The sequence below is a fragment of the Bacillus sp. AY2-1 genome (assembly GCF_008368965.1).
Taxonomy (GTDB): Bacteria; Bacillota; Bacilli; order Bacillales; family Bacillaceae_G; genus Bacillus_A; species Bacillus_A thuringiensis_S.
The window spans coordinates 1-11444 of record NZ_QPEL01000130.1; the positions used below are offsets into that span (position 1 = coordinate 1).

Below are 11444 nucleotides of genomic sequence, written 5' to 3' on the forward strand. Positions count from 1 at the left end.
TTTAGCCATAGAAAAACTGCTCTTTTTACTTTTAACATACTTTTTTTAATTTTGTTCATACCATACTTAATCCATAATACAGTTTAACTAAATTTCATTTCAAAGTTTTTAGTTTCAAAAAATCCGATACATCCCATGACCTTACTACATTATTAACTTTTGTTCGCTGTCTGCTACCCCTAGACCATTGCAAACAAAGTATAAAAATAAGAACAATATCAACGAAATCGCCGCCATAATACATCAGCACGCCCCCAATTTCTGCTTGTTCAGTAACTACACCAGCAGGCGGATGAGCATATATGTATTTTGATAATATCCCATGACCAGCTGATGCAATTATTAAAATAATTGATCGGTACATATAGCTATACCTATGGGATATTAAATCAACATAAATCATTGATGTGGTAAACAGATATCCTGCAATAAAAACGTGGAAATGTATGAACAAATGAAGAAGTATACTTTCGTGCATCATCGAGTATAAGCTAGTCGTATAGAGAATCCATAGTCCTCCTAAATTAAGCAAGGTTGCGATAATTGGATGAGTAAGAAGTTGTAGAGGCCTACTCTTTAGTATCCTTGAAAGACGTCGCGCTGTTCTCACATTGAACGTTCGTAAAAAAAGAGTCATTGGAGCGGCTAATGCTATAAAAATTGGAGCAAGCATCCCAAGGAGTAAATGCACAAGCATATGCACTGTGAAATCATTATGAGCACGATGAGCTAAGGGCCCAACAACTGCTATTGCCACACAAATAAGTCCTAAAATCCAGAAGACACTTCGATATAACGACCATCGTTTGTAATGGCGATTTGATAAAATCGTGGCTACTATATAAATTATTAACATAATTAAAATGAATACGAATACTAAAATATCCAGTACATTCCATATTTCATGATGAAGATGGTTATTATTCATTTAAGCTTTTACCTCTCAATAATCTTTCATCAGTTCTTGTCTGAAAAACTAGCAGAATGCCAATTAAGAGCATTACAGTCGCAATTATATTCCATATTACGTCGTAGATAAGAACATTATCTACGTATCGAATCTGATGTATTTTCATTAGTTTGTGTTGAATTATACCGTCATATAATTGAAATCCACCACTACCAAGCATTAATCCGCTCCACCATCTTTTCAACCAAAATGCATTTCTACGGCGAAGATCAGCAACCATAAACAAGGAACCAATCGTTGCAAACCAACTAAAAGCATGAAAAAGACCATCTGAAATGAGTCCAATATCTGTTGTAGATTTATCATAGAAATGGTGCCAATGTAGCAGTTGATGAAAAATAGTTTCATCTATAAAAGCTACTAACCCTAGCCCAAACAAGATACCTGACCATAGATTACGGGTCAAATAAACAGAAGAGGTTAAATAGCTTGTATTATCGGTTTTGGTAACCATTAAATCCTATCCTTTCCACTAATGTATATTCTTATTTTTCCCAAAAGAAAAACGTGCTAAACATACTTAGTACCAAAGGAAAATAACATTCAATTAGATGTATCATATAAATACTTATTCTCAAGCGTATTTAATATTTTATTAAAACTCACTAAAAAAGCTTTAAGTGGTTCACCATTCTAAAATAGAGCTAGTATAATTTCTTTAACATTTTAGAATCAATCTATCTTTTTAGCATTTAATCAATTTATTAACAATGGAAATTACCATATAGTCTTAACTATTTGATCCTCTATAAATAAACTATAGTTTTTCTCTAATGATAATTTCCAAATCTTCATTTTAATATTGCATTTGTATTGCCTTTTGCACATTTTGAACATCATTTTTTAATAGTTGCTTTAAATCATAAGCTGGATAGTAACCACGCTCATACATAAAGTTAAAAACCTGTGCATGTAATTGTATAGCATCATTTATTTGACGGGTTAAAACTTCTCTAAGTCGCGGCGTTGCAGTTTCGGTAATCGCTATTGCATAGTTTCGAACAGATGTCTTTGCTAATCCAAGTAAATCTCCAGCGTAAAATCCAGTGTCATCACGATGCTGCGATTGAAATCCAGGAGCATAAGGATAAAATTGTACTAACTCTTGTAGATTGTTTTGGATGGCATTTATAGCTTTAATATATAACGATTGAAGTGCTTGATTAGGTACATTCCTAACTGATTTTTTTAATTTGATTAAACCGTTTGCTTGAAATGCTACTAATTCATGTAACTCCAATGTTTCATGCCAAGCTAGCTGATTAGGATAAGACATAGACGTTCCCCCTTAATATTCATTCATGCTACACTATGCAAAAAAATTCAAAAAGGGCCTATACTACATGAATTCATTTCAATCTAATTCATGATTGCTTATTATCCTTCTATGTTAATCACAATAAAGTATCCTTAATTCCTCTTCCCTACTTTTTTATATCCTTAATTTTGATTTTCAAAATGACTTCTTCGCCTTTACAATCTATAAATTTAATTTTTTCTTCCTTAAAAATCCCCATCATAATACATCCCTTCTTGTTTCGTTATAAACCATATTAGTTAGAAAATATAAATTTGAACATTGTACCTACATATTCCTTATATATTTTTCAAATTTTATAGCTACTTAAATTTATACGTTATTAAAGATCAACTATTAAAGTAACTACATTGAAGGGGATTCTTCATTAAATCATTTTATTTTTATAGATTAAAAAACAATTATTCTAGTCGTGTTAGTCACCTATTCTTAAATAATTAATAGGTTATATATTATGACTTAGGAGGGATAAAAAGATGACTATGCTTTATAATAAAGACTCTTTACAAAAAAATATTATTACCCTTCCACATTGGCAACGAGAAGCTTTCCGTTCTTTTAAATTAAAAATGACAGATAAAGATAAACCTTTCCCTTGTATACCAGCTCAACACGGCTTTACAGCAAATCACCTCAGGTACGGATTTATTGGTGATCCTAGAGATACGAATACTAGCGAGGATTTTGCTGCATTACTTAAAGAATATACTGAATGTTCTAGAGACACAGGTCAATACGCCTCACTCATTGTTTTTATTCATACACCAACAGATTTAAAGCAAGAAACTACCGTTGAGGATTTTGAACATATTTATTGGTCTCTACTTAATACAACTAGCCGTTTGGACGAGATGGAATGGCCTATGCACATTCCAAATGATCCTATGGAAAACACTTGGGAATTTTGCTTTCATAATGAATCATATTTTGTTTACTGCGCTACACCTGCCCATGTCAATAGACAAAGTAGACATTTTTCATGTATGATGCTTGCTTTAACTCCTAGGTGGGTTTTACAGGGAATTATGAATTCTGAGAAACGCAGTAGAAAACTAAAAAACTTAATACGTCAACGTCTAGCCGCTTATGACAAAGCTCCTATTCACCCTTCTCTTAAAGATTATGGTGAAAAAGATAATTATGAATGGCAACAATATTTTTTACGTGATGATGAAACAATTCCATCCAAGTGTCCCTTTTCTCGAATAATAAAATACTTGCATAAAAATAAGTAACCCACTCCACTTTTTATTATTTAGTTGTACAAACTTTAACCACTGAATAGATTTAATATAGATCAAATTTAGTGGGAGGAGCATATCATACGTGGGCATATTTTTAAGCTATGTTTTCTTAGGTTTATCATTATCTGCTCCAATGGGGCCTATTAATGCTGCACAGTTAGAAAAAGGTATTAGGAGTGGTTTTTTTCACGCTTGGATTCTTGGCATAGGAGCCTTACTTGCAGATGTCATCTACATGGTACTTATTTATTTAGGTGTCATTCATTTCCTCGAAAAAGATATTATAAAACTTTTCTTATGGTCTTTCGGCGCTTTTGTTTTAATCTATACAGGTATCGAAAGTTTAAAAAATGCAAATCAAATTAGCATTAGTAATACGAGAAATGATGATTCAGTTATTAAAAGCTTTTTTTCTGGTTTTTTTATGTCCTTATCTAATCCATTAACAATTCTATTTTGGCTTGGAATTTTCGGCTCTATATTAGCAAAAGCCGCTTCTTCCTATAATAAAGAGCAGCTTTTGTTATATAGTTTCGGGATTATTTTAGGCATTTTTATTTGGGATATTACGATGGCAAGTACATCTAGTATATTTCGTAAAATTTTGAATGCACGTATATTGTCTCTTATAACAGTAGTATCTGGAATATCACTTATTATTTATGGATTATATTTTGGTTTTCAAACTTACCAAATCATTTTTCAATAACTTCTATTATTTAGTTCTGACATACTATTCATGGTGTGAAAAGAAAGATACTTCATATAGCTGGATTCCTTTTTCGTGAGACAAAATGAACAATTATAGTAACAATAATAACTATTCCTAAAAACAACAAGCTCACTAAGAAACCAAAACGCGTTGTTTTTTGTAATAGTGTTCCACTAACAGCTAGTGCAATCATAATAAGACCAATAATACTTTTTATCTGCATCCACCCTTTTGGATTCATTAGTCTCCAAAAGGAAAGAAGGATTAAACTCCATGTATATAACAACATTAATCCAGCTGCAGTTGTTACATATTCATATATATTTTTTGGTAGTAATAAAGCACTAAGGATAGAAGCACCAAGCCCCATTATAATAAGAATTAAAGCTGGAAACGAGATATTTTTCTTGTTTTTTTTCGCAAACATCGCAGGTGCATCACCTTCTTCAGCTAAGTTCATTAATACACTTGTCACTGCAAATAATGAACCAACTAACGTTGAAAAACCCGCTAAAATTAATACTACATTTAAAATAAATGGCACATACGGCAAATTATAGTCTTGTAATGCTATTACAAAAGGACTTTCTTTCGTATTAAACTGATTTAACGGAACCATCATAATTGCCAACCCTAAAGAGACTACGTAAATAATCGTTAAAATCATTAACATTACTCTCCCTGATTTTTGTGCATCTTTAGGGTCTTTCAGTCTTATTGTCATTAACCCCATAATTTCGATTCCTCCAAATGCATAAAATGCATAAATCAGAGAGGACCAAGTGCCTTTTAATCCATTTGGGAACCAATCTTTAAAATTCCGTGGAATTTGCGCCTTATATAAACCACCCTTTATAAATCCTAAAATAACCAAAATAGCAATCACAATGAACCCTATAATAGCCGCGATTTTTATAATAGCCATCCATTTTTCTAAACGTTCGAATATTTTTACCCCTATAAAAATAATTAATATAGCCGCTACTCCATATACAGCAGCAAATATCCATAGTGGTATTTTAGGGAACCAGTAACGTGAAAAGATTCCTAACGCACTTAACTGGCTGCCCATAATAAGCAACTCCGAACACCAATATGTCCATCCGTGACTAAAACCCGCCCAATTTCCAAAAGCTTTTCTTGAATAAATGCGAAACGATCCTTTTTGCGGATCTTCCACAGCCATTTTTGCCAATGCTTCAAATACAATATATGTAGTGAATCCAGTTAAAATCAAAATAAGAATAATTGAAGATCCACCTATTTTAATCCCTATACTGGATCCTAAAAAAAAGCCCGTTCCTATCGTACAACCAATTCCAATAAGTGAGAGTTGCCACCATTTTAAATCTTTTTTTTCTTTCGTTTCGTTCTTAACATCATGACAGGTCATATTACGATTCTCCTTTATTCATTTTGAGAATGTCCCTCATGATTACTTAAGTACTTTTCAGCAAGCTTTTCAACAACATCAACGACATCATGTGCCTTTATTTTATGGTTTGCTACTCTCTCACTTCCTACAGAAATCTCAACTGTAAATAACGCTTCATATTTCATTTTTTCTGCCCCTTTCGCATCAAATATAACCTCTTATCTTTTATCCTTTTATTTCACAAAAATTCATTATGTATTTAAAACCTCGAGAGTCTAAAAGTTAAACAAATAAAAATGTATGAGAAAGGAGAGACGGCATGCCTCTCCTTTATATCCATTTCATATATAAAATTAACGAGTAACGCCACCGCCAAGTTGTTGCTCAGCTAGTGATACAAGACGTTTCGTAATTTCACCACCAACAGATCCGTTTGCACGAGCTGTTGCATCTGCTCCAAGTTGTACGCCAAATTCTTGAGCAATTTCATATTTCATTTGATCAAGAGCTTGTTCAGCGCCACGTACTAATAATTGATTGCTACTTCCACTGTTATTGTTTGACATGTTCATTCACCTCCTTCTTTCTTTAATATGTTAAATTACATGCTAAAATATATAGCTAATTAATTGGTAATTACGACCGTGAATTCAAAGGTATAATTGATGCCCTTTAAGCCCAACATAATAGTGTATAGGAGAACGAAATACAATATACGTGCCATGGGATATTATAAATAGGCCTCCATCAGAAAATGAAACGGGTTACGCTATATAAAAGCATAACCCGTTTCTAATGAAATATTTTATTCCATATACGTTTAAACAATGGAGGAAAATGATGAAACATATTATTGCTTTATTAATTAAATACACAGCGATAACTGCAGTATTACTTATCGTACTCAGTATCTTTCAAGGCATTTCCATTCCTAGAGTATTACTCATTTCTCTTTTCTTAACAGGAGCTGCCTATTTAATCGGCGATCTCTTCATTTTACCTAAATACGGAAATACGATTGCTACAATGGCAGATTTCGGCTTAAGCTTCTTCGGAATTTGGCTTTTAACATACTTGTTTACTAATTTAGATGCTACTCGTAATATTGGACTTTCTTCATTCTTAGCCGCTTTAATTATTGGCGGAATAGAGGTTTTCTTCCACATTTATATGAAGAGGTTAGTACTGCGTAACGACGATGAATTAAGAAATCACAATCATATTCATCATGATAAATATGCTATGGAAATGTCAGATGAATATATGGATTCTTCTACAATAAATAAATCTAAAGTTGAGGATACATCTAAAAAATAAAAAAGTGGCCAATGCCACTTTTTTATTTTTGTTTATTAAGCTTGATCAGAGTTTTTCACATGTAATGGAGGTGGAACTACCCACCCTTTTTTCTTACTTAAACGCAGTAACGTTACACCTGCTTGCGCTTTTTTCATATGAAATTGTCCAAATAGCATTCCGACATCTTCTCGAAGACATTTTCCCATCACTTGACTACATGTCACAAGTCCAGCTGCTAATCCTGTAGAAACCGCTGCTGCAATTTCTGCATCATTAATACGTGCTCCAGGAGGAATGTCTTCAATAGATGCAACTGGTCGTTCTGGCGGAGCTGGCGGTAAAGCTACGCCATTAACTTTTAAAAGAGTTTTTAACTCTTCTATTTCTGAATTCATATCATTTTCAATTAAGCTTTCTAAAAACTTCTTCAAATCTTCGTCACCTGTATGATTCATAAATACTTGATGGCTTGCGATTCCACCTTGTGCGGCTAGAAGATAACTCCAAATATCAAATACTTCTCCGTAATGTAACGGTTCATTTTGAGGGTTTCCACTTAAAATACCCATTTTTAAATTCCTCCCTTTCGAAAATATCATAATCAATATTGATTTCAATATTGAAATCAAATTTTTAAGTATGCTTTTTCCTGCAAAAGCTTTTCTACTATGCATGGAAAACACCTTTCCAACACTGCGTGTTTATTGTTTAGGAAAGTCGTTTACAAATTAAATACCCAAAGATTATGAAAGAAGATTATCAATAATCTTTGAGTGAGAATCCATTTACTATAAGGGTTTTTATTTTTATACATATACAAAAGAAATTGATTTACATATTCGCTATATTTTATACGAATTCTCTTAGCGGTTAGCTCTACCACCAAGTTGTTGTTCAGCCATTGCAACTAAACGTTTTGTAATTTCACCACCAACAGATCCGTTTGAACGAGCTGTTGTATCTGCACCAAGTTGTACACCAAACTCTTGTGCAATTTCATATTTCATTTGATCAAGAGCCTGTTCAGCACCTCGAACTAATAATTCATTACGATTTCCACTATTATTGTTTGCCATATTATTTCACCTCCGATGTTTTTAATATGCGACAAATTATGAAATAATAATTATCCTTTTTATGGAAATTAGATTATGAATAATTATTGAGTTTCTTCTTAAAATAGGGCAAAAGATATAAGAAAGAAGAGTTGCTATAACATACTTTCATAACAACACTATGTACAGGTTTCTCTTTACTAAAAATTTATATTTTATCAAGAGATACATATAAAGTGAAATTTTAATCAGTGGGGTTTTGTTCATCCCCGGGTGATTATCAGCCCTCATCAATCGGGCTTTTACGGGCAGCCGGCAAATAGCGAGATAAATTATGAAAAATGATTCCTAAGGAGATATGAGATGAAAGCTGTAACCTATCAAGGACCAAACCAAGTACAAGTTAAACAGGTTGATGATGCAAAGTTAGAGAAAAAAGATGATATTATTGTAAAAATTACTTCAACTGCTATTTGCGGTTCTGATTTACATTTATATCAGGGCAACATGCCTTTACCTCCAGGTTACATTATTGGTCATGAGCCAATGGGCATTGTTGAAGAAGTTGGTCCAGATGTTACTAAAGTGAAAAAAGGAGATCGTGTTGTCATCCCCTTCAACGTTTCTTGTGGACATTGTTTTTATTGCCAACATGAAATGGAAAGCCAATGTGATAACTCCAATCCTCATTATGATTCTGGTGGATACTTTGGTTATACAGAGAAATTTGGTAACCATCCAGGTGGACAAGCAGAATATTTAAAAGTTCCTTTTGGAAATTTCACTCCATTTGTTATACCAGAATCATGCGAACTTGAAGATGAATCTTTACTGTTTTTATCCGATGTTTTGCCAACAGCCTATTGGAGTGTAATAAACGCTGGTGTTAAGCCAGGTGATACTGTTATCGTCCTTGGTTGCGGGCCTGTTGGATTAATGACACAAAAATTTGCTTGGATGCAAGGTGCTAAGCGTGTAATCGCAGTCGATTACTTAGATTATCGTATAAATTATGCAAAAAAGATTAACAATGTTGAGGTATTTGAGTTTACAAAATTCCCCGATATGGGAGAACATTTAAAGGAAATCACACATGGCGGTGCCGATGTAGTCATTGATTGCGTGGGCATGGATGGAAAAAAATCGCCACTAGAATTTCTAGAACAAAAATTAAAATTACAAGGCGGAACTCTCGGCCCTATTCAAATCGCTACGAAAGCCGTAAGAAAATATGGAACGGTTCAAATGACTGGCGTTTATGGTGGCAATTATAATGCATTTCCACTCGGAGCATTTTGGGTTAGAAATATTAACCTTAAAATGGGACAAGCACCTGTTATTCATTTTATGCCGGAACTATTTGAAAAAATAATAAACAAAGAATTCGATCCAAAAGAGATTATTACACACAAAATCCCCCTTGAAGAAGCGAGCTATGGTTATCAAATTTTTAATAATCGTGAAGATGATTGTATAAAAGTCATTTTAAAACCTTGAAGATACAATTTATTATTCTTAATAAAAAGATAAGATTACACTCCGTAATCTTATCTTTTTTATTAAATTGTAAGTAGCTATTCCCCCATTTTCATCTCATATCGAAAATAGTTATTTCCAAAAGAATTTGCATTTTGAGATCATGATTTATTGGTAAAAAAATGAATTTGAGTATTAAGTAACCAATTAGCGGACACGATAATAATGTTAACTAACTTAAAAGAGGTGTACTTCATGTTTTATTATAAAGAAGAACTGATTAATATTATCAAGCCGGACAAGCCAGATCCAGCTGCCGCAAAAGTTTTACAAGAAATATTAGGTGGGCATTATGGCGAAATGCGTACAATGATGCAATACTTCTTCCAAAGCTCAAATTTTAGAGGTAAAGAGAAGCAATATCGCGATTTACTTCGAGGTGTTTTTTTAGAGGAAATAAGCCATGTAGAACTTGTACAACATACAATTAATCAGCTACTAACTGGATCTGGTGAACCTACGCCAGGAAATGCTGGTATTGACAACGCACCGCTTGATGAAGCGGTTAAACATGCAAACCCTCACCACTTTATTGTAGGTGCTCAAAGTTCATTACCTGTTGATGCAGCTGGAAATCCGTGGAATGGATCTTGGGTATATAGTCATGGAAACTTAATTAGCGATTTACTAGATAATGTCGTACTTGAATCTACAGGCGTACTTCAAAAGACTAGAATTTATGAAATGAGTTCTAATCAAACATTTAGAGAAACTCTTGCATTTTTAATTGTACGTGATAATGCACATCAAAATGCTTTCGCAAAAGCTTTAGAGACATTGGGTGTTGAATGGGGAAAACTCTTCCCTGTGCCGAACTATGATATTAATAAATACCCAGAGTGCAGAAAGTATGTAGACATGGGATTCCATAACGCACAATTTAATTTTAGCTTAGATCCAACAAGAATGGGAGAAATATTCCAAGGTGAATCACCAAGTAGAAACAAAGGAACATTAGCAGTAACTGACCCGCCAAAAGGTTTTCCTGTACCAGAACTTCCTGAAATGCCAAATGAGCATAGTCCTGGATTAAAAGATATGGGTCTTTAAGATCATTATGGCCAACTATTGATTCATGGTTGGTCATAGTTATTTATAAAGATTCATGTAAACTTGTTGTTAACATGATAGGATGTTTTAATAAATCCTCTTTATTTAAAAGTGATGTTGATTATATTGCTGCTCCTCTTAATTTTGTTTCTATGAACCATTAAACGCCACTGTATACTTACTTATAATCTCCCTACCTCTATTCACGTATAACATCCTTATATTGTAAACAAAGAGGAGGGACTTCTCCCCCCTCTTCTTTTAATTTTTCTTTAAAAGAGTTGCTCCTGCAATCCCTGGGTGTGTCATTTCGAATGGATCTAGAATTAATTCTAAGTCTTCTTGTGACAGTACACCATTTTTCACACAAAGTTCTCGAACGGATTGCCCTGTCGCGATTGCTTCTTTCGCAACGCGAGCTGCTGCTTCATAACCGATATGAGGGTTCACGGCTGTAATAATTCCTACACTTTTCTCAACATACTCTTTTAAGCGATCTTCATTCGCTTCAATTCCTTTTAAGCAATTATCTGTAAAGGCACGGAAACCGTTATTCATAATGCTAATCGATTGCAGTAAGTTGAAAACAAGTACTGGTTCCATAACGTTTAATTCTAATTGTCCTGCTTCTGAAGCAAGGCAAATTGTATGGTCATTACCAATTACTTGGAACGCAATTTGATTAATTACTTCTGGCATAACAGGGTTTACTTTCCCTGGCATAATAGAAGAACCTGGTTGGCGAGCTGGTAACATAATTTCAGCTAAACCAACACGAGGACCTGATGCCATTAAGCGAAGGTCATTCGCAATTTTAGACATATTCATCATACATACTTTCAGTGCTGCAGATACTTCAGTATACGCATCCGTATTTTGCGTTGC

At 33.6% G+C, this 11444-nt stretch carries 14 protein-coding genes; 5 read left to right on the forward strand and 9 right to left on the reverse strand.

Annotated elements, in window-relative coordinates; translation table 11 throughout:
- Positions 1-94: 94 nt before the first annotated feature.
- From DN403_RS24400 to cotF, 3 genes are all read right to left on the reverse strand, one after another.
- Positions 95-928: a cytochrome c oxidase assembly protein gene (locus DN403_RS24400; RefSeq protein WP_001063503.1), complete on the reverse strand. Its 834-nt coding sequence runs from the start codon at positions 926-928 to the stop codon at positions 95-97.
- Complete coding sequence (locus tag DN403_RS24405; RefSeq protein WP_000256786.1) at positions 921-1424, reverse strand: DUF2243 domain-containing protein; 504 nt, start codon at positions 1422-1424, stop codon at positions 921-923. Before DN403_RS24405 ends, DN403_RS24400 begins: the two co-directional genes overlap by 8 nt.
- A gap of 342 nt (positions 1425-1766) precedes the next feature.
- A complete protein-coding gene (gene cotF, locus DN403_RS24410) occupies positions 1767-2246 on the reverse strand; it encodes a spore coat protein CotF (RefSeq protein ID WP_000121389.1) in 480 nt (159 codons plus the stop codon).
- Positions 2247-2764: 518 nt separating this feature from the next.
- Between cotF and DN403_RS24415 the strand changes: the two genes are divergently transcribed.
- Together DN403_RS24415 and DN403_RS24420 are read left to right on the forward strand one after the other, a co-directional pair.
- Positions 2765-3523, forward strand: coding sequence for a YqcI/YcgG family protein (locus tag DN403_RS24415; RefSeq protein ID WP_000178296.1), 759 nt, complete (start codon positions 2765-2767; stop codon positions 3521-3523).
- Between the two features lie 91 nt (positions 3524-3614).
- The gene (locus DN403_RS24420; RefSeq protein ID WP_000510856.1) at positions 3615-4241 is read left to right on the forward strand and encodes a LysE family transporter; all 627 of its coding nucleotides are present in this window, start codon (positions 3615-3617) and stop codon (positions 4239-4241) included.
- 52 nt (positions 4242-4293) lie between these two features.
- Here DN403_RS24420 and DN403_RS24425 read toward each other — a convergent pair whose 3' ends face one another.
- The 3 genes from DN403_RS24425 to DN403_RS24430 form a co-directional block, all read right to left on the reverse strand.
- Positions 4294-5637 (reverse strand): amino acid permease, encoded by a 1344-nt coding sequence (locus tag DN403_RS24425; RefSeq protein ID WP_000128224.1) that lies wholly within the window; start codon positions 5635-5637, stop codon positions 4294-4296.
- A 14-nt stretch (positions 5638-5651) separates the two neighbouring features.
- Complete coding sequence (locus DN403_RS31335; RefSeq protein ID WP_000872954.1) at positions 5652-5804, reverse strand: hypothetical protein; 153 nt, start codon at positions 5802-5804, stop codon at positions 5652-5654.
- Between the two features lie 168 nt (positions 5805-5972).
- Complete coding sequence (locus tag DN403_RS24430; protein ID WP_000069660.1) at positions 5973-6185, reverse strand: alpha/beta-type small acid-soluble spore protein; 213 nt, start codon at positions 6183-6185, stop codon at positions 5973-5975.
- Positions 6186-6459: 274 nt separating this feature from the next.
- On the opposite strand from DN403_RS24430, the gene DN403_RS24435 reads away from it, so the two are divergent.
- Positions 6460-6936, forward strand: coding sequence for a YndM family protein (locus tag DN403_RS24435; protein WP_000680463.1), 477 nt, complete (start codon positions 6460-6462; stop codon positions 6934-6936).
- A gap of 35 nt (positions 6937-6971) precedes the next feature.
- On the opposite strand, the gene DN403_RS24440 is transcribed toward DN403_RS24435, so the two are convergent.
- The gene (locus tag DN403_RS24440; protein WP_000512139.1) at positions 6972-7487 is read right to left on the reverse strand and encodes a DUF3231 family protein; all 516 of its coding nucleotides are present in this window, start codon (positions 7485-7487) and stop codon (positions 6972-6974) included.
- A 294-nt stretch (positions 7488-7781) separates the two neighbouring features.
- Positions 7782-7994, reverse strand: coding sequence for a small acid-soluble spore protein, SasP family (gene sasP / locus DN403_RS24445; RefSeq protein WP_000002833.1), 213 nt, complete (start codon positions 7992-7994; stop codon positions 7782-7784).
- A gap of 342 nt (positions 7995-8336) precedes the next feature.
- On the opposite strand from sasP, the gene DN403_RS24450 reads away from it, so the two are divergent.
- Both DN403_RS24450 and DN403_RS24455 read left to right on the forward strand, forming a co-directional pair.
- A complete protein-coding gene (locus DN403_RS24450; RefSeq protein ID WP_000649073.1) occupies positions 8337-9470 on the forward strand; it encodes a zinc-dependent alcohol dehydrogenase in 1134 nt (377 codons plus the stop codon).
- Positions 9471-9704: 234 nt separating this feature from the next.
- Complete coding sequence (locus DN403_RS24455) at positions 9705-10559, forward strand: manganese catalase family protein (RefSeq protein ID WP_000500352.1); 855 nt, start codon at positions 9705-9707, stop codon at positions 10557-10559.
- Between the two features lie 261 nt (positions 10560-10820).
- Here DN403_RS24455 and DN403_RS24460 read toward each other — a convergent pair.
- Positions 10821-11444: lyase family protein (locus tag DN403_RS24460; RefSeq protein ID WP_255452063.1), on the reverse strand; the 624-nt coding region annotated here is incomplete at its 5' end.

Coding starts and splice junctions, on each gene's coding strand:
- DN403_RS24400 (WP_001063503.1), bottom strand. CDS start 928: ATGAATAATAACCATCTTCATCATGAAATATGGAATGTACTGGATATT.
- DN403_RS24405 (WP_000256786.1), bottom strand. CDS start 1,424: ATGGTTACCAAAACCGATAATACAAGCTATTTAACCTCTTCTGTTTAT.
- cotF (WP_000121389.1), bottom strand. CDS start 2,246: ATGTCTTATCCTAATCAGCTAGCTTGGCATGAAACATTGGAGTTACAT.
- DN403_RS24415 (WP_000178296.1), top strand. CDS start 2,765: ATGACTATGCTTTATAATAAAGACTCTTTACAAAAAAATATTATTACC.
- DN403_RS24425 (WP_000128224.1), bottom strand. CDS start 5,637: ATGACCTGTCATGATGTTAAGAACGAAACGAAAGAAAAAAAAGATTTA.
- DN403_RS31335 (WP_000872954.1), bottom strand. CDS start 5,804: ATGAAATATGAAGCGTTATTTACAGTTGAGATTTCTGTAGGAAGTGAG.
- DN403_RS24430 (WP_000069660.1), bottom strand. CDS start 6,185: ATGTCAAACAATAACAGTGGAAGTAGCAATCAATTATTAGTACGTGGC.
- DN403_RS24435 (WP_000680463.1), top strand. CDS start 6,460: ATGAAACATATTATTGCTTTATTAATTAAATACACAGCGATAACTGCA.
- DN403_RS24440 (WP_000512139.1), bottom strand. CDS start 7,487: ATGGGTATTTTAAGTGGAAACCCTCAAAATGAACCGTTACATTACGGA.
- sasP (WP_000002833.1), bottom strand. CDS start 7,994: ATGGCAAACAATAATAGTGGAAATCGTAATGAATTATTAGTTCGAGGT.
- DN403_RS24450 (WP_000649073.1), top strand. CDS start 8,337: ATGAAAGCTGTAACCTATCAAGGACCAAACCAAGTACAAGTTAAACAG.
- DN403_RS24455 (WP_000500352.1), top strand. CDS start 9,705: ATGTTTTATTATAAAGAAGAACTGATTAATATTATCAAGCCGGACAAG.